This is a genomic window from Cupriavidus sp. HPC(L) (assembly GCF_000307735.3).
Classification (GTDB): Bacteria; Pseudomonadota; Gammaproteobacteria; order Burkholderiales; family Burkholderiaceae; genus Cupriavidus.
In genome coordinates, this window is the sequence record NZ_AMPR02000451.1 from 1 (window position 1) to 18,266 (window position 18,266).

Genomic DNA, 18,266 nt, shown 5'->3' on the forward strand with positions numbered 1-18,266 from the left:
CGGGGAATCGTTGGAAAGAGGCATCGTCAGGGTCGAAGCAGGATGGCGCCGGCGTTTGCCACGTGCCGCAGCGTACCGCCGCGGCGCCGCGGGTCAGTGCATGCCGTGCGAACCGGCATGCCCCGCATTGTCCCTCAATGGCCCCGGCGCAGCCGGAGTTCGTCGCGGCCGACGTACCAGGCGGCGCCCAGCACCATCAGCGCCAGCCCGTACCAGGTCAGCGCATAGACCAGATGGCTGTTGTGGAAGGTCACCACGGTCAGCCCGCCAACCGGCCAGCGGCGCGGCGCGCCCGGCGCACCGGGCGCCTGCTGCGCATCGGCATCGCCATCGGCATCGATGAAATAAGGCGCGACCCGTTCCAGTCCACGTGCGGCGGCAATCGCCTGCACGTCGCGGGAATACCAGAGGTCGGCGCCCGGATCGTTGCTGCGCAGGAAGCCGCCGCCGGTCTGGGTGATCCGCAGCAGGCCGGTGACCGTGGTCTCCCCGCTCGGCTCGTTGTCGGCGCGGCTCTCGCGTGCGCGGAATTCCTGCGGCACGAAGCCGCGATTGATCAGCACCACGGTGCCGTCGCGCATCCGCATCGGCGTCATCACCCAGAAACCACCGCCCAGCGCGGTGGTGGCCTGCACCAGCGTCTCCCGGTCGTGCAGAAAGGTGCCGGTCACGCGCACATGCCGGTATTCGTCGGCCGCGGCGCTGACCAGGGGCCAGCGCTCGGGCGCCGGCGCGTCGACCGGCGGCGCATGGACGCGCGCCTCGACGCGTTCGATCAGGTCGAGCTTCCAGGCGCGGCGTTCGACCTGCCAGGTGCCCAAGGCAAACAGCCCGGCGAAAGCCAGTACCGCCAGCAGCGCCAGCACCGCGAGGGTGGCCGGGCTGCGGGGAACGGGCTTGCGATCCGGGCTGTGTTTTACAGGTCGAGGCGAGGTCAAGGCATCGATTTCATGTCGTGCGTCATCGTCGGCATCATATTCGTGTTCATGTGATACATGACCCAAAGCGAGCCGACCAGCGTGATGACAACCAGGATGATCGTGAAGATCAGCGCCAGCATGTTCCAGCCACCTTCCGACTTGGTGTTCATGTGCAGGAAGTAGATCATGTGGACCACGATCTGCACGGCGCCAAAGCCCAGGATCACCAGCGCGGTAGTGCTCTGATTCTCGATGACCTTGCCCATCACCAGCCAGAACGGAATCGCCGTCAGGATCACCGACAGCACGAAGCCAATCACATAGCTCTTGAGGGTGCCATGCGCGGCGCCATCGTCGTGATCGTGGTGATCGTCGTGGCCATGGCCATGATCGCCGTGATGACCGTGGCCCTTGTCGGCCAGATTCGAGAACGAATAGTCTTGGGCGCTCATACCATCACTCCCATCAGATAGACGAAGGTAAACACGCCGATCCAGACCACATCCAGAAAGTGCCAGAACAGCGACAGGCACATCAGCCGGCGCTTGTTGGCCGCGATCAGGCCGTGCTTGTTCAGCTGGAACATCAGCGTGATCAGCCAGATGATGCCGAAGGTCACGTGCAGGCCGTGGGTGCCCACCAGCGTGAAGAACGACGACAGGAACGCGCTGCGCTGCGGCACCGCGCCTTCGTGGATCAGGTGCGAGAACTCGTACAGCTCGAGGCCGACGAAGGCCGCGCCCAGCAGGCCGGTGATGGCCAGCCACACCATCGTGCCCTTCAGCTTGTTGCGCTGCATCTCCAGCATCGCGAAGCCGTAGGTGATCGACGACAGCAGCAGCATCGACGTGTTCAGCGCGACCAGCGGCAGGTCGAACAGGTCGGCGCCCGACGGGCCGGCCGCATAGCTGCGGCCGAGCACGCCGTGCACGGCGAACAGGCAGGCGAAGATGAGGCAGTCGCTCATCAGGTACAGCCAGAAGCCCAGCATCGTCCCGTTCTGCGGATGATGCTCGGTCGGCAGGTAGAAGCGCAGCTCGTTGGAGCCGCCACGGACCGGCGCGCCGCTGGCGCCGGCCGGTTGGGTTGCGATGGTGTCAAGCATGTTGTGCAAGCAGGCGGGTGCGTTCTTCCTCGGTGCGGACGACATGATCCGCCGGGATGTAGTAGTCACGCTGATAGTTGAAGGTGTGGCCGATCGCGACCGCCAGCAGGGCGACGAACGAGACGGCGGCCGGCAGCCACATGTGCCAGATCAGCGCGAAGCCCAGCACCGTCGACAGGCCGGCGAGGATGATGCCCGCACCGGTGTTCTTCGGCATGTGGATCGGCAGGAAACCCTTCTGCGGACGCTCGTAGCCGCGGTCCTTCATCTGCCACCAGGCGTCGTTGTCGTGCACCACCGGCGTGAACGCGAAGTTGTACGCGGGCGGCGGCGACGAGGTCGACCATTCCAGCGTGCGGCCATCCCACGGATCGCCGGTCACGTCGCGCAGCTGGGCACGGCGCTTGAAGCTGACCGCCAGCTGGATCACGAAGGCGGCGATGCCGATCGCGATCAGGAACGCACCGACGGCGGCGACCTGGAACCAGATCTGCAGCGACGGATCGGTGAAGTGGCTGACGCGGCGGGTCACGCCCATCAGGCCCAGCACGTACAGCGGCATGAAGGCGGCATAGAAACCGATCAGCCAGAACCAGAACGAGACCTTGCCCCAGAACTCGTCGAGCTTGAAGCCGAACGCCTTCGGGAACCAGTAGTTGATGCCGGCGAACAGGCCGAACAGCACGCCACCGATGATCACGTTGTGGAAGTGGGCGATCAGGAACAGGCTGTTATGCAGCACGAAGTCGGCGGGCGGCACGGCGAGCAGCACGCCGGTCATGCCACCGATCACGAAGGTGACCATGAAGCCCACGGTCCACAGCATCGGCACTTCGAAGCGGATGCGGCCGCGGTACATCGTGAACAGCCAGTTGAAGATCTTCGCCCCGGTCGGGATCGAGATGATCATCGTCGTGATGCCGAAGAACGAGTTGACGCTGGCACCCGAACCCATCGTGAAGAAGTGGTGCAGCCAGACCAGATACGACAGCACCGTGATCACGACCGTCGCGTAGACCATCGATGCATAGCCGAACAGGCGCTTGCGGCAGAAGGTCGACACCACTTCCGAGAAGATACCGAACGCCGGCAGGATCAGGATGTACACCTCGGGGTGGCCCCAGATCCAGATCAGGTTCACGTACATCATCGGGTTGCCGCCGAAGTCGTTCGTGAAGAAGTTGGTGCCGACGTAGCGGTCCAGCGACAGCAGCGCGAGCACGGCCGTCAGCACCGGGAAGGCGGCGACGATCAGCACGTTGGTGCACAGCGAGGTCCAGGTGAAGACCGGCATCTTCATCATCGTCATGCCCGGGGCGCGCATCTTGACGATGGTCACCAGCAGGTTGACGCCAGAGAGCAATGTGCCGATCCCCGCTATCTGCAAGGCCCAGATGTAGTAATCCACCCCCACGTCCGGACTCTGCAGGATGCCCGACAGCGGCGGATAGGCCAGCCAGCCGGTCTTGGCGAATTCGCCGACGAACAGCGACACCATCACCAGCACGGCGCCGGCGGTGGTCATCCAGAAGCTGAAGTTGTTCAGGAACGGGAAGGCCACGTCGCGCGCGCCGATCTGCAGCGGCACCACGTAGTTCATCAGGCCGGTGACCAGCGGCATCGCCACGAAGAAGATCATGATCACGCCGTGGGCGGTGAAGATCTGGTCGTAGTGATGCGGCGGCAGATAGCCCATGTTGTCGCCGAAGGCGATCGCCTGCTGCAGACGCATCATGATCGCGTCGGCGAAGCCGCGCAGCAGCATCACCAGGCCGAGCACCATGTACATGATGCCGATCTTCTTGTGGTCGATGCTGGTGAACCACTCATGCCACAGGTAGCCCCAGGCGCGGAAGTAGGTCAGCGCGCCGACGAGCGTCAGCCCGCCGAGCACGACCGCCGCGAAGGTGGCGATCAGGATGGGCTCGTGCAGCGGGATCGCCTCCCACGAGAGACGGCCGAAAATGAGCTTGGTGAGGTCGAAACTGTCAAGCATGCTGGTCAACGCCGGCTACAGCGCGTTGTGTAAGAGGAAGCTGGGGAAGCGTCACGGCGGCGGATTCGCCGGCCGGCGCAAAGGTGGACGCGGCCGGGCCGAAGGCACCGGAACCGTCCGGATCGGCGACCGTGCACATGCCGCCGACATAGCTGCGCACCGGCGCATCCTGCAGGCCGAGGCGCGCGCGCGTCGCGGGGTCGAGCGTGGCGACGTTGAAGGCGCCGGGCTTGCCCTGGCCGCCCTGCTCGTCGATCGCCATCATTTCGTTCATGCACATGCGGTTCGCTTCGACGCAGCGGTTCAGGATCTTGTCGTACAGACCCTTGTCGACGCTGGCGTAGTAGCGCACCGGTTCGCGTTCGCTCGGCTGCTCCAGCTTCAGGTAGTCCTCGCGGGTCAGCGTCTGGCCGCTGGCCTTGGCCTTGGCGATCCACTGCTCGAAGCCCTGCTCGTCCAGACCATGGAACTTGAAACGCATGCCCGAGAAGCCGGCGCCGCTGTAGTTGGCCGACAGGCCCTCGTATTCGCCCGGCTGGTTGATTACCGCGTGCAGCTTGGTCTCCATGCCCGGCATCGCGTAGATCTGCCCTGCCAGTGCCGGTACGAAGAACGAGTTCATGACCGTCGAAGCGGTGATCTTGAACTGGATCGGACGGTCGACCGGCGCGGCCATTTCATTGACGGTGGCGATGCCATGCTCCGGATAGAAGAACAGCCACTTCCAGTCCAGCGCCACGACTTCCACCGTCAACGGCTTGACGTTGGTCGGCAGCGAGCGCTTCGCGTCGATCCGCTCCAGCGGGCGGTACGGGTCCAGCGCATGGGTGCTGACCCAGGTGATCGCGCCCAGCGCGATGATGATCAGCAGCGGCGCCGACCAGATCACCAGTTCCAGCACCGTGGAATGGTCCCAGTCGGGCGAGTAGGTGGCGTTCTTGTTCGAGGCCCGATACTTCCAGGCGAAGAACAGCGTCAGCGCGATCACCGGGACGATGATCAGCAGCATCAGCGCCGTGGAGATGTATATTAGGTTACGTTGCTGTACCGCAATGTCACCCGAAGGAGACAACAACACAGCATTACAACCTGTCAATAGGGTAATGGCGGGCAGCAAAATCAACCCGCGAATGGTATTAATGAGGGGCATTGCCGGCAGAGGAAATAGCGTAGCCGTCTTGGGGGAGACTGGTACTACGAATGCTTCGGGTGCGACGGGCGCAGCTGTTACAACCGAGGCGGAATGTACTCTATTCGGCAAGCGCGGAGAATTGGACATTTTGTCCCAATGGTCGCGGCGCCTGGCGGGCGCGTCCGTCCGGCGTAGCGCTATCCTGATTTAGCGAGGAAGCATGTCGAGTATCACGCACGATTCGCAAGCGCCTTTCCCTTCACTCAGCTCCAGCGACGATCGACCGCATTCGCCGGTCGCCCCGGGCGAAATCGCCACCGGCGTCGTCATCGGACGGGCCTCCGAGTACTTCGACTTCTTTGTCTACGGCATCGCCTCGGTGCTGGTCTTCCCGTCGGTATTCTTCCCGTTCGTCGGGCGGCTGGAAGGGACGCTGTACGCCTTTACCATCTTCGCGATCGCCTTTTTCGGGCGGCCGCTCGGTACCGCGCTGTTCATGGCGATCCAGCGGCGCTGGGGCCGCGGCGTCAAGCTGACCGCCGCGCTGTTCCTGCTGGGCTGCTCGACGGTCGGCATCGCCTTCCTGCCCGGCTATGCCTCGCTCGGCGAGAACGCGATCGTGATGCTGGCGGTGTTCCGCTTCCTGCAGGGCGTGGCCTTCGGCGGCTCCTGGGACGGCCTGCCGTCGCTGCTGGCGCTGAACGCGCCGCCCGACCGCCGTGGCTGGTACGCGATGCTGGGCCAGCTTGGCGCGCCGATCGGCTTCCTGGTCGCCAGCGGGCTGTTCCTGTACCTGCACGCCAACCTGGCGGCCGACGACTTCCTGGCCTGGGGCTGGCGCTATCCGTTCTACGTGGCCTTCGCCATCAACGTGGTCGCACTGTTCGCCCGGCTGCGCCTGGTGGTGACCGAGGAATACACCCGGCTGCTGGAAGAAGGCGAGCTCGAGCCGATCAGCACCCGTGAGATGGTGCGCGGCCAGGGCTACAACATCTTCATCGGCGCCTTTGCCGCGCTGGCGAGCTACGCGCTGTTCCACCTGGTGACGGTGTTCCCGCTGTCCTGGCTGGCGCTGCAGGCGACCCAAAGCGTCAACAGCGTGCTGAAGGTGCAGATCGCCGGCGCGCTGGTCGGCATCGTCGGCACCATCCTGTCGGGCTGGATTGCCGACCGCATCGGCCGGCGCACCACGCTGGGCTTGCTGGCCACGCTGATCGGCGTGTTCAGCCTGTTCACGCCGATGCTGCTCGGCGGCGAGGAGGCGGGGCAGGACCTGTTCATCCTGATCGGCTTCCTGCTGCTCGGCCTGTCGTATGGCCAGGCTTCGGGCACCGTGACCTCGAACTTCGAGCGGCGCTTCCGCTATACCGGCGCGGCGCTGACCTCGGACTTCGCCTGGCTGTTCGGCGCGGCCTTCGCCCCACTGGTCGCACTCGGCCTGTCGGTCAAGTTCGGCCTGGTCGCGGTCAGCATCTACCTGCTGTCGGGCGTCGCGTGCACGGTGCTGGCCCTGCGCATCAACCGCGCGCTGGAAACACGCGACTGACGCACGGTTGAACGCCGCGCGTTGAAACCGGCGCGGCGGCTCCAGCCGCCGCGCTTCATCGTTCCGCCCCCGTCGCGACCGGCCGTCCGCGGAGGGGCGCCGCAATCCGCTGCTGCGACATTCCGCCTTCCGCGCCGCTCTCCCTATATATATAGCGGCGGGCCGAAGGACCGCCCTCCCGGGCGCCGGCATTGGCAAACGCCCTCGCCGCCAGCACAATCTCCCTGTCGCCACTCTCGCTTCACACCATGCCATTCCTGGCAGAACATCACGACTGTTCCGGCTGGCACGGCGAAATGGCCGAGCGCATCCGGGCGTTCGACTGGTCCACCACCGAGCTGGGCCCGATCGACCGCTGGCAGCCCAGCCTCGGCGCCGCGGTGCGGCTGCTGCTGGCTTCGCCGGTGCCAATGGTGTTGTTGTGGGGCCGACCGGGCTACATGATCTACAACGATGCCTACGCCGTGTTCGCCGGCGGCCGGCATCCCTATCTGCTCGGCTGTCCGGTCGAACTGGGCTGGCCCGAAGTGGCCGACTTCAACCGGCACGTGATGCAGACCTGCCTGGCCGGCGGCACGCTGTCCTTCCGCGACAAGGAACTGGTGCTGCTGCGCAATGGACGTCCCGAGGACGTCTGGATGGACCTGTACTACAGCCCGGTGTCCAACGACGATGGCGCCCCCGCCGGCGTGCTGGCAGTGGTGGTCGAAACCACCGAGCGCGTGCTGACCGAGCGCTGGCGGCAGGAAGCCGAGAGCGCGCTGCAGCAGGCCAACGAACGGCTGCAGCTGGCGCTCAATACCGGCGCGGTGCTCGGTACCTGGGTCTGGGACATCGCCTCCGATACGCTGACCGGCGACGAACGCTTCGCCCGCACCTTCTCGGTCGGACTGGCACAGGCGATCCAGGGCGTGCCCCGCACGATCATCAACGCGGTGATCCACCCGGACGACATCGAAGAACTGGCCAGGCTGACGGATGAAGCGATCCGCACCGGCGCGCCGTTCCGCGCCGAATACCGGATCCGCCGGGCCCACGACAGCTATCTGTGGGTTCAGGCCAACGGCCAGTGCGAGTTCGACTCGCATGGCGAGCCCTACCGCTTCCCCGGCGTGCTGATCGACATCGACGAGCGCAAGCTGGCCGAGCAGGCGCTGCGGCAACTGACCGAAACGCTGGAAAAGCGTGTTGCCGATGCGATCGCCGCGCGCGCGCTGGCTGAGGGCCAGTTGCGGCAGGCGCAGAAGATGGAGGCGATCGGCAACCTGACCGGCGGCATCGCCCACGACTTCAACAACGTGCTGCAGGTCATCAGCGGCAATCTCCAGATGCTCGCCGCCGAGGCCGGCGACAACCCGATCGCGCAGGGCCGCATCGCCACCGCCGCCAACGCGGTGCGGCGCGGCGCCAAGCTGGCCTCGCACCTGCTGGCCTTCGCGCGCCGCCAGCCGTTGTCTCCGGCGGTGATCCACCCCGGCCGGTTGATCGGCGGCATGGCCGAGATCCTGCACCGCGCGCTGGGCGAATCGCTGAAGGTCGAAACGCGGACGCCCGACGATCTGTGGAACGTCAAGGCGGACCGCAACCAGCTCGAGAACGCGCTGCTCAATCTGGCCATCAACGGCCGTGACGCGATGCGCGGCGGCGGCACACTGACGATCTCGGCCGCCAATGTCGTGCTCGACGGCGCGTCATCGCCCGACCCGGATGCCGATACCTGGACCGGCAACACGCCGGAGCGGCCGGAGGGTGATTACGTCGTCTTCCGCGTGGCCGACACCGGCACCGGCATGACCGCCGACGTGCTGGAGCACGCCTTCGAGCCCTTCTTCACGACCAAGGCCGATGGCCACGGTACCGGCCTCGGCCTGAGCATGGTGTTCGGCTTCGTCAAGCAGAGCGGCGGCCATATCGCGATCCAGAGCACAGTCGGCCGCGGCACCACGGTGCAGATGTTCTTCCCCCGCTGCCTCGAGGCCGAAACGCCCGAGACGGCGGAGCAGGAGCCGGCGCCCGTCGGCGGCGGCGAGACCGTCCTGGTGGTCGAAGACGACCCCGATGTGCGGATCACCGCGGTCGAGATGCTGGCGCAGCTCGGCTATCGCGTGCGCATCGCGCCGAACGGCGATGCCGCCTGGTCGCTGATCGACAGCGGCATCGGCATCGACCTGCTGTTCACCGACGTGATCATGCCCGGCACCATCAAGGGCGGCGAACTGGCGCGGCGCGCGGCGCAGCGGCGGCCGCCGATTCCGGTGCTGTTCGCCTCCGGTTATACGCGCGACGAGATCTTCCACCTCGGCAAGCTCGACGACGGCGTGACGCTGCTGAACAAACCCTATCGGCGCGACGATCTGGCGCGGGCAGTGCGGGCCGTGCTGGACGCCCATCGGCGCACGAGCGGCCCGGCGCCTGCGCAGTCGCCGCAAGTCCGGCGCGATGGCATGGCCGCCGCCGTATTGCTGGTCGAGGACGACATCCCCTCGCGCGAGGCGCTACAGGAAGTGCTGCTTGGCTTCGGTCTCGATTGCGCCGCGGCGGGCTCGGCGGAGGAAGCGCTGCTGCTGGCCGATGACCGGCGCTTCGACGTGCTGCTGACCGATATCACGCTGCCGGGCATGGCCGGCGATGCGCTGGCCGTGGCGCTGCGCGCGCAACAGCCGCATATCGACGTGGTGCTGATGACCGGCTATGGCGCGGGCGCGGACCTGCAGGAGCCGATCGCCGGGGCGCGCGTGCTGGGCAAGCCGATCGATCTATCGACGTTGCGGCGGGAGCTCGGCCCGTGGATGGGGGACATCGAGGCGGTGCAGTAGTCCGGGCGCCATCGTCAGTACCGTCGGTGCCGTCGATATCTTCCGCATCGACATCCTCCCGCAATCTAGCGCGGCGGCGGCCGCCGCTTGTACCAGGCATAGCCGGGCTCGACATCGGCCGCCCCGGGATGTCCGACGCTATACGGATTCTCCGACACCATCGTCACGAAACCGACCGGCTCACCGGCCCGCTGCCGCGCCCGCAGCGCCTCGCAACGCGCCAGCACCGCGGCGAGCTGGTCCGAGCCGTAGTCCTCGGCATGCGCCGTCGGCACGCCTTCGGCGTCGTAGGTGGTCCAATAGACTTTGTACATCTGTTGTGAATGCAGCGGCGGCGCCATCGTTGCGCCACACCTGTCGCCATCTTGGTCGTCGACAATCGATCTGTCACGTTGCAACGCGTCGAGCGCTACTCAGGCGGCTCCAATTGTGAACGACTGCAAAGAGTGCGCTTTGAGTCATGACATTGCCGTAAGCGGCACCTAGAATCCTCCCGCACGCTGCGACCTGTCGGACGTCGCCCCCGCGTGTCCGTGCGGCGCGCCATATTCAATCGGGAGAAGGAACCATGCACTTCAAGCGCCCCCTTGCCGAAGCCTTCGGCACGTTCTGGCTGGTATTCGGCGGCTGCGGCTCGGCCGTCCTGGCGGCCGCCTTTCCGCACCTGGGCATCGGCTTCGCCGGCGTCTCGCTGGCCTTCGGCCTGACCGTGCTGACCATGGCCTATGCAGTAGGACCGGTATCGGGATGCCATCTGAATCCGGCCGTGACGGTCGGCCTGGCCACCGCGGGTCGCTTCCCGTGGAAGGAAGCACCGGTCTATATCGTGGCGCAGGTGATCGGCGGCGCGCTGGCCGCGCTGGTACTGCTGCAGCTGATGGATGCCAAGCCGGGCTTCGACGTGACCGTCAGCGGCCTGGCCGCCAACGGCTTCGACGCCGGCTCGCCGTCGGGCTTCGGCATGATGCCGGTGTTCGCGACCGAGGTCCTGGCGACCTTCTTCTTCGTGCTGATCATCCTGGGCGCGACCGCAAAACGCGCGCACGGCGCGCTGGCACCGCTCGCGATCGGCCTGTGCCTGACGCTGATCCACCTGGTGACGATTCCGGTGTCGAACACCTCGGTCAATCCGGCCCGCTCGACCGGACCGGCGCTGATGGTGGGCGGCATGGCGCTGCATCAGCTGTGGCTGTTCTGGATCGCGCCGATCGTCGGCGCCATCCTGGCCGGCGTGGTTGGCCGCATCCTGTATAGCGACGACGAATAAGTCGCGACACTCGAGTCGCGACACTCGAGTCGCGACACTCGAGTCCCGACGCTCCAGTCGCGACTCTCGAGCCGCAACACGCGACCGGCAGCGCACGCCGCCGGTCGCCGCGGGATCGTCAGGCGGCCAGGCGCTGCTCGCGCTTGGCGACGATCTCGGCCCAGGCCTGCTCCAGGCCGACATGACCCACGAAGCCGCCGGCCGACTTCGCCTCCCCTTCCGCCTCGATCGTGTTTGCGAAGCGCACCGCCGGATCCTGTTGCAGCTTCCGATAGAGCCGATCCAGGTTCGGATAGTCCGCCCGGTTCACCACGCCGTGATAGTCGGTCCAGCGCGCGATGCCGGCGAAGTAGGCATCGGCCAGCGTGCGCCGATCGCCCAGCAGCCACGGACGATCGCCGAGCATCGCCTCCAGTTGTGCGTGCGCCTTCTTGACCTTGATCGTGCCGAATTCGCGCAGCACCGCCTTGGTGGTGTCGTCGCTGGCGTGCTCGTACAGATGCCACAGCGGCACGAAGGCGTTGAAGAAGGTCGTATTCAGGTAGGCCAGCATCTGGTTGAGCCGGTCGAATTCCGGCGTCCCCTGGGCAAAACCGAGCGAGCCATCGATGCCGCGCGCGCCGATCCAGTTCAGGATCGCCATGCTTTCCGTCACGATTGCCCCGCCATCGGTAGCCAACGCCGGCGTTTCGCCCACCGGGTTGATCCGGCGGAAGGCGTCGCTGGTGACGACCTCCGGCATCTCGATGCGGGATAGCCGATACGGCCGGCCGAGCCATTCGAGCGCGACGATCGAACCGAACGAGCATCCCGACGGCACGCCATAGAAGAGGATGGGGGTCATGTTGTTTCTCCAGTTGAAGGACCCGGGCATCGGGTCGATGGAGAGACTATAGATTTGTGGACATTGAAGCGGTAGTCGGCAAAAATTCAACGCAATGTCCATGCGGATGGACTTTATTGCGCCACTGCCGCTCCCATGCTGAACCTGAACGACCTCTCGCTGTTCGCCGCCGCCGTCGAACATGGCGGCTTTGCCGCGGCCTCGCGCCAGCTCGGCATTCCGAAGTCGACGCTGAGCAAGCGCGTCGCCGAGCTCGAGCAGCGGCTCGGTGCGCGGTTGATCCATCGCAGCTCGCGCAGCTTCACGCTGACCGACGTCGGCCGCGCCTTTCACGAGCACGCCCGCGCGGCGCTGATCGAGGCCGAGGCCGCGCACGACGTGGTGCGCCAGCGCGCCGCGGAACCGAGCGGCACGGTCAGGCTGACCACCTCGGTGCCGGTCGCGCAGCAGACGTTGGCGCCGCGCCTGCCGGAACTGGCCCTCGCCTACCCGAAGCTGCATATCCAGCTGGACGTGTCGGACCGCTTCGTCGATGTCGCGCAGGAAGGCTATGACCTCGCGATCCGCAGCCACTTCGCGCCGCTGCCCGACTCCGAGCTCGTGCAGCGGCTGCTGTCGACCGAGCCGATCGTCCTGGTCGCGTCGCCGCGCTATCTCGCCGCGGCCGATCCGCTGCAGACACCGGAGGCGCTGGCCAGCCATGACGGGCTGCTGACGCGGCCGATGGCCACCAGCTGGCGGCTGCATCGCGATGACCGAACCCTGACCGTCACCCCGCGCCCTCGCATGACCGCCAACGAATCGACCGCGCTGCTGGGCGCGGTCACGGCCGGTCTGGGCGTCGCGTGCCTGCCGCTGTCGGTATGCCGCTCGGCCCTGCAAAGCGGCGACATCGTGCGGGTACTGCCCGACTGGACCGCCGGCCACGTGATGACGTCGGTCGTGATGCCGCATCGGCGCGGTCAGCTTCCGGCGGTACGGGCGGTCGTTGAATTCCTGGCCAAGTGCTTTGCCGAGGAATGAACGTTCGGCGAGGCGCTCGTTTCAGCCCGAGACCTCCGCCTGCCTGCGCACCCACGCCACCGCCCTGCCCAGGAACGGCGACGCGTCCCCTGCCCGATAGCTCATGATCACCGGCGACACGAAGCCCGGCGCATCGATCGGACGATAGCGGACGTCGTCCCGGTGCAGCCGCTGGACCGACGATGGCACCAGCGTGATGCCCAGCCCCGCCGCGACCAGGCCGAGCGCGGTCTGCAGCTCGTTCGCTTCCTGCACCACGCGAGGCTGCAGTCCCTGGGCGCGGAACAGCGACAGCACGTGGTCCGCATAGCTGGGCCGCGGACGCGCGGGATAGAGGATCAGCCCGCGCCGCGCCAGTTCGGCCGGCGCCATCGGGCCATCGCCATCGCCATCGCCATCGCCATCGCCATCGCCATCGCCACCGGCGCGGCCACGGCCACCGCCATTGCCGCCTTCACCTTCACGCGGGGCGGCCCGCGCCGGCAGCGCCGCGACCAGCGGCTCTGCCATCACCACCTGCTGCACGATGGCGGGGTCGCTCAGCGCCAGCCGGCCAAAGCCCAGATCGATGCGGCCGGACTTCAGCGCCTCGAGCTGCTGCACCGAGATCATTTCCGTCAGGCCCACCTCGACCTCGCTCTGGTCCGCGCGCAGTTCGCGGATCAGGTCGGGCAGCACGCCATAGAGCACCGACGGCACGAAGCCGATGCCGAACCAGCGCTTCTCGTTGCGGCCGATGCGCCGGGTGCCCTCGATCATCTCGTCAAGCCGCTGCGTCAGCTGCAGCGATTGCTCGAGCAGGAAGCGTCCGGCCTCGGTCAGCCGCAGGCCGCGGCCGACGCGCTCGAACAGCGGCACGCCCAGTTCATCCTCGAACTGGCGGATCTGGCGCGACAGCGGCGGCTGCGCGATATGCAGCAGCGCGGCCGCGCGCGTCACGTTGAGCTCGCGCGCGACGGTCTGGAAATAGCGCAGATGGCGCAGTTCCATGGTGGCCTCCTTGAACCGGGATCCATACCTCACAGGTATGGAATCAGACATCATCGGTCTTGGACAGCGCATTGGTCAAGCCGCATACTGGGCCACGAACCTCAATCCAATCCCTCAGGTATGGCAACCACCATCACATCCGTCGACGCGATCCTGGTCGACCTGCCCACCATCCGCGCGCATCAGCTGGCCATGGCGACCATGCAGCAGCAGACGCTGGTCATCGTGCGGCTGCGCGCCAGCGACGGCATCGAAGGCATTGGCGAGGCCACCACGATCGGCGGCCTGTCCTATGGCGAGGAAAGTCCCGAAGGCATCAAGCTGACCATTGATACCTATCTGGCGCCCGCACTGATCGGTCAGGACGCCGCCAATATCCATGGCGCGATGGCGCGGCTGAACAAGGTCGCGCGCGGCAACCGCTTCGCCAAGTCGGCGCTGGAAACCGCGCTGCTCGACGCGCAGGGCAAGCGGCTCGGCGTGCCGCTCGCCACGCTGCTCGGCGGTACGGTGCGCGACGCGCTGCCGGTGCTGTGGACGCTGGCCAGCGGCGATACCGCCCGCGATATCGAGGAGGCCGAGCGCCTGCTGGCCGAGCGCCGCCACGACACCTTCAAGCTGAAGATCGGCCGCCGCGCGGTGCGCGACGACGTCGCCCATGTCGCGGCGATCAAGCGCGCGCTGGGCGACCGCGCCCGCGTGACGGTCGACGTCAACCAGGCCTGGAACGAGGCCGACGCGGCCACCGGCGTCGCGATGCTGGAAGCGGCCGGCATCGACCTGATCGAGCAGCCGATCGCACGGGAGAACCGCGTCGGGCTGGCGCGGCTGGCGGCGCGCTTCGTCGTGCCGATCATGGCCGACGAAGCAGTGACCGGGCCGGAGGACGCGATGGAACTGGCACGCCTGGGCGCGGCCGATGTGTTCGCGCTGAAGATCGCCAAGTCGGGCGGCATCTTCGGCATGCTGCGCACCGCCGCGGTCGGCGATGCGGCCGGCATCGCGCTCTATGGCGGCACCATGCTCGAAGGCAGCGTCGGCACCATCGCCGCGGCGCACGGCTTCTGCACGCTGCCGCAACTGGCCTGGGGCACCGAGCTGTTCGGGCCGCTGCTGCTCAAGGACGACGTGGTGGTCGAACGTCCAGGCTATCGGGACTTCGCGCTGCGGCTACCGGACGGTCCGGGGCTGGGTCTCGCGCTGGACGAGGACAAGCTCGCGCATTACCGGCGCGATCGCGCATAGCACCGACAACAACGACATGATGGCCACGTAACGGCCGCCCCACGCCCGTGTAAGCGCCGCACCACAGCCGCATCACCGCTGGATAACGCCACCGAGTCGCGCCCAACGCGGGCCGGGCACCCTGGTTTCGAACTTCACGAAGGAACGGAGACAATGAAGTCGCTCACTCTCGCCACCGTGGTCCTCGGCCTGGCCGCGGCCCTCACCACGCCGGCCGCGCAGGCCGCCTACCCCGAACGTCCGATCCGCTGGATCGTCCCCTTCCCCGCCGCCGGCGCGATGGACAATATCGCCCGCACGCTCGGCGAGGAGATGTCGCAAACGCTGGGGCAATCGATCGTGGTGGAAAACCGCCCCGGGGCCGGCGGCAATATTGGCGCCGAGCTGGTCGCGCGCTCGCCTGCAGACGGCTACACGATGCTGATCGTCGCCAACGGCATGGCGGTCAATCCGGCGCTGTACCGCAAGCTGAGCTACGACCCGATCAAGGATTTCGCACCGGTATCGCTGCTGGCCGTGGTGCCCAACGTCCTGGTCGCCAACAAGGCCAAGACCAGCGCCAAGACCGTGCCCGACGTGATCGCCAGCGCGAAGAGCCAGCCGGGCAAGTACACCTACGCGTCGGCGGGCAACGGCACCTCGATCCATCTGGCCGGCGAGCTCTTTACGTCGATGGCAGGCGTCGAGCTGCTGCACGTGCCCTACAAGGGCAGCGGCCCCGCGGTCACCGACCTGCTCGGCGGCCAGGTCGACTACATGTTCGACAGCATCACGTCCGCCAAGCCGCATATCGATGCGGGCAAGCTGACGGCGATCGCGGTGACGACCAGCAAGCGCTCGGCCACGCTGCCCAATGTGCCGACCGTGGCAGAGGCCGGGCTGCCGGGCTACGAGCTGTCGCCGTGGTTCGCCGCCTTCGTGCCGGCCGGCACGCCGCCCGCGGTGGTCGAGTCGCTGAACCGCGCGATGGTCGAGGCGCTGCGCAAGCCCGCAGTGCAGAAGCGCCTCGCGGCGATCGGCGCCGAGCCCATCGGCAGCACGCCCGCCGAGCTGAAGCAGCATCTGGCGAAAGAAACCGACAAATGGGGCAAGCTGATCCGCACGCGGGGGATTCGGGCGGATTGAACTGGATTTCCCGTGTGCCCTCTGCCACCGCAGCGGGCTTCCCTCTCCCCCCGGAGCAGGCCCGCGGTCTTCTCCCCTCTCCCGCCATGCGGGAGAGGGGTTGGGGGAGAGGGAAAGGGCGGTGGCGATACGAAGGTGCTCGCTTGCGCGAGTGCCTTGCCCTCTCCCCTCAAGTTTTTCTACCAACTGCCGTTGTCTGACATCGACCCCCGAAGCAATCGTCAGCGAACGGGCGGCAACACAAGAGCGAAGAGCGAATACGCAGCACGCGCGCGGGACGTCCGCGGGCGTGGCGTTGTTCGCCGCGATTCAATGTCCATCAGGTAGAAGAAATGAAAAACTTGGGAATAGGTGCACGCCTTGGCATCGGCTTTGGCGTGGTATTGCTGCTGTCCACGCTGATGACCGGACTTGGCATCCTGCGGTTGCAGCAGGTCGCGGAGCGCACGCATGACATGATGCAGCAGCCGCTGGCCAAGGAACGGCTGGTCAGCGACTGGTACCGCTACATGCATACCAGCGTGCGCCGGACCACCGCGGTGGCAAAGAGCTCCGATCCGACGCTCGGCGCGTTCTTCGCGAACGAGACCAAGAACTCGGTCAAGGCGATTGCCGATCTGCGCGACAAGATCGAGCCGCTGCTGAGCACCGACGCCGAGAAGCAGGCGTTCCAGACCATCCTGCGCGTGCGCGAACCGTACAACGCCTCGCGCGACAAGATCACCAAGCTCAAGCAGGAAGGATTGACCGACGAGGCCAACACCGTGCTGGAGAAGGAATTCGTGCCGGCCGGCGACGCCTATCTGGGCGAGATCCAGAAGCTGCTCGACATCCAGCGCGCCAGCATCGACGCCACCGCGCGCGACATCAACGCGGTCTACCAGACCGCGCGCAACCGCCTGATCGGACTGGGCGTGCTGGTGCTGGGCATCGGCATCGCGTTCGCGGTCTGGCTGACCCGAGGCATCACCCGTCCGCTGCATCGCGCTGTCAGCATCGCGCGAACCGTCGCCGCCGGCGATCTGAGCGCCCGCATCGACGTCGACAGCAAGGACGAAACCGGTCAGCTGCTGCAGGCGCTGGCCGAGATGAACGGCAACCTGCTGCGCATCGTCAACGAGGTTCGCCTCGGCACCGAGGCCATCGCCACCGGCACCAGCCAGATCGCCGTCGGCAATACCGACCTGTCGCAGCGCACCGAGGAACAGGCCGCGTCGCTGCAGGAGACCGCGTCGAGCATGGAGCAGCTGACCAGCATCGTCCGGCAGAACGCCGACAACGCCAAGCAGGCCAGCCGCCTCGCGGTCGACGCCTCCGACATCGCCGTCAAGGGCGGCGATGTGGTCGGCCAGGTGGTCAACACCATGGACGAGATCCACGGCGCGTCGAAGAAGGTCACCGACATCATCGCGGTGATCGAGAGCATCGCCTTCCAGACCAATATCCTGGCGCTGAACGCCGCGGTGGAAGCCGCGCGCGCCGGCGAACAGGGCCGCGGCTTCGCGGTCGTTGCCGGCGAAGTGCGCAGCCTCGCGCAGCGCAGCGCCACCGCCGCCAAGGAAATCAAGTCGCTGATCGACGATTCGGCCGAGCGCGTCGAGAAGGGTTCGCAGCTGGTGTCGGAGGCCGGTCAGACCATGGAAGAGATCGTCGGCGCGGTCAAGCGCGTCACCGACATCATGGGCGACATCAGCGCGGCGTCGGCCGAGCAGAGCGCCGGCATCGAGCAGGTGAACCAGGCCGTCACGCAGATGGACACCGTGACGCAGCAGAACGCCGCGCTGGTCGAGCAGGCCGCCGCCGCGGCCGGCTCGCTGGAAGAACAGGCCAAGCGCCTGAAGCAGGCGGTGTCGACGTTCCGCCTCGGTACGGCGCAACTGGCAGCGTGATTCGCCGGAACGACCGATGAAACGGGCCGCGAAATGCGGCCCGTTTTGCTTTGCTGGACTCAATAAAAGCGCCAATCCTTGTCAAAAGTACCTGCCTGACGGACATGCCATCCCGGACGCATCGGCTATCGCACCGTGGCGCGGATCCTGCGTGGTTGCGCGGTGCAGCCCGAACACCAGGCTGCATAGCGCAGCACATCTCGGCACATCCCAGCACTTGGCAGTACATCGCAACCGGAGGATCTGCAATGAGCATCTTTGGCGAAATCCTGAACAGGCTGCGCGGCAAGGCGCGGCCCGAGCCCTCCACGCAGGCGTCGACGCAGGCCCAGCAGCCGCAGACCGGCACCGCGGGCCAGCCTCAGACC

General features: G+C 66.7%; 15 protein-coding genes. 7 read left to right on the plus strand and 8 right to left on the minus strand.

Features of this window, described 5'->3' with window-relative positions; all coding sequences use genetic code 11:
* Nucleotides 1-134: 134 nt before the first annotated feature.
* From B551_RS22695 to cyoA, 5 genes are read right to left on the minus strand one after another with little or no spacing between them, the layout of a single operon-like run.
* On the minus strand, nucleotides 135-938 hold the full coding sequence (locus B551_RS22695) for an SURF1 family protein (RefSeq protein ID WP_083492714.1): 804 nt from the start codon (nucleotides 936-938) through the stop codon (nucleotides 135-137).
* On the minus strand, nucleotides 935-1,372 hold the full coding sequence (cyoD, locus tag B551_RS22700) for a cytochrome o ubiquinol oxidase subunit IV (protein WP_006577859.1): 438 nt from the start codon (nucleotides 1,370-1,372) through the stop codon (nucleotides 935-937). The genes B551_RS22695 and cyoD overlap by 4 nt, the downstream gene beginning before the upstream one ends.
* The gene (cyoC, locus tag B551_RS22705; RefSeq protein WP_006577860.1) at nucleotides 1,369-2,025 is read right to left on the minus strand and encodes a cytochrome o ubiquinol oxidase subunit III; all 657 of its coding nucleotides are present in this window, start codon (nucleotides 2,023-2,025) and stop codon (nucleotides 1,369-1,371) included. Before cyoC ends, cyoD begins: the two co-directional genes overlap by 4 nt.
* Nucleotides 2,018-4,021 (minus strand): cytochrome o ubiquinol oxidase subunit I, encoded by a 2,004-nt coding sequence (gene cyoB / locus B551_RS22710; RefSeq protein ID WP_006577861.1) that lies wholly within the window; start codon nucleotides 4,019-4,021, stop codon nucleotides 2,018-2,020. Before cyoB ends, cyoC begins: the two co-directional genes overlap by 8 nt.
* Nucleotides 4,014-5,171, minus strand: coding sequence for a ubiquinol oxidase subunit II (gene cyoA, locus B551_RS22715; RefSeq protein ID WP_082371684.1), 1,158 nt, complete (start codon nucleotides 5,169-5,171; stop codon nucleotides 4,014-4,016). Before cyoA ends, cyoB begins: the two co-directional genes overlap by 8 nt.
* Nucleotides 5,172-5,373: 202 nt before the next feature.
* Here cyoA and B551_RS22720 point away from each other — a divergent pair, with 202 nt between their 5' ends.
* On the plus strand, nucleotides 5,374-6,699 hold the full coding sequence (locus B551_RS22720; RefSeq protein WP_006576073.1) for an MFS transporter: 1,326 nt from the start codon (nucleotides 5,374-5,376) through the stop codon (nucleotides 6,697-6,699).
* Between the two features lie 248 nt (nucleotides 6,700-6,947).
* Nucleotides 6,948-9,515 carry a response regulator gene (locus tag B551_RS22725; RefSeq protein WP_043442285.1) on the plus strand — a complete coding sequence of 856 codons (2,568 nt, stop codon included), beginning with the start codon at nucleotides 6,948-6,950 and terminating at the stop codon, nucleotides 9,513-9,515.
* Between the two features lie 65 nt (nucleotides 9,516-9,580).
* Here B551_RS22725 and B551_RS22730 read toward each other — a convergent pair whose 3' ends face one another.
* A complete protein-coding gene (locus B551_RS22730; protein ID WP_043442297.1) occupies nucleotides 9,581-9,829 on the minus strand; it encodes a hypothetical protein in 249 nt (82 codons plus the stop codon).
* 254 nt (nucleotides 9,830-10,083) lie between these two features.
* Here B551_RS22730 and aqpZ point away from each other — a divergent pair, with 254 nt between their 5' ends.
* Entirely contained in the window at nucleotides 10,084-10,782 is a 699-nt protein-coding gene (gene aqpZ, locus B551_RS22735) for an aquaporin Z (protein ID WP_006576070.1), read from the plus strand.
* A gap of 118 nt (nucleotides 10,783-10,900) precedes the next feature.
* On the opposite strand, the gene B551_RS22740 is transcribed toward aqpZ, so the two are convergent.
* Nucleotides 10,901-11,626: a glutathione S-transferase family protein gene (locus B551_RS22740; RefSeq protein ID WP_006576069.1), complete on the minus strand. Its 726-nt coding sequence runs from the start codon at nucleotides 11,624-11,626 to the stop codon at nucleotides 10,901-10,903.
* A gap of 135 nt (nucleotides 11,627-11,761) precedes the next feature.
* Between B551_RS22740 and B551_RS22745 the strand changes: the two genes are divergently transcribed.
* Nucleotides 11,762-12,649: a LysR substrate-binding domain-containing protein gene (locus tag B551_RS22745; protein ID WP_006576068.1), complete on the plus strand. Its 888-nt coding sequence runs from the start codon at nucleotides 11,762-11,764 to the stop codon at nucleotides 12,647-12,649.
* Nucleotides 12,650-12,670: 21 nt separating this feature from the next.
* Here B551_RS22745 and B551_RS22750 read toward each other — a convergent pair whose 3' ends face one another.
* The gene (locus B551_RS22750; protein ID WP_006576067.1) at nucleotides 12,671-13,639 is read right to left on the minus strand and encodes a LysR family transcriptional regulator; all 969 of its coding nucleotides are present in this window, start codon (nucleotides 13,637-13,639) and stop codon (nucleotides 12,671-12,673) included.
* A gap of 120 nt (nucleotides 13,640-13,759) precedes the next feature.
* Here B551_RS22750 and B551_RS22755 point away from each other — a divergent pair, with 120 nt between their 5' ends.
* From B551_RS22755 to B551_RS22765, 3 genes are all read left to right on the plus strand, one after another.
* Nucleotides 13,760-14,884, plus strand: a complete 1,125-nt coding sequence (locus B551_RS22755) for a muconate/chloromuconate family cycloisomerase (RefSeq protein ID WP_006576066.1) — start codon at nucleotides 13,760-13,762, stop codon at nucleotides 14,882-14,884.
* Between the two features lie 153 nt (nucleotides 14,885-15,037).
* Entirely contained in the window at nucleotides 15,038-16,009 is a 972-nt protein-coding gene (locus tag B551_RS22760; protein ID WP_006576065.1) for a tripartite tricarboxylate transporter substrate binding protein, read from the plus strand.
* A 332-nt stretch (nucleotides 16,010-16,341) separates the two neighbouring features.
* Nucleotides 16,342-17,898 (plus strand): methyl-accepting chemotaxis protein, encoded by a 1,557-nt coding sequence (locus B551_RS22765; RefSeq protein ID WP_043442290.1) that lies wholly within the window; start codon nucleotides 16,342-16,344, stop codon nucleotides 17,896-17,898.
* Nucleotides 17,899-18,266: the final 368 nt, after the last annotated feature.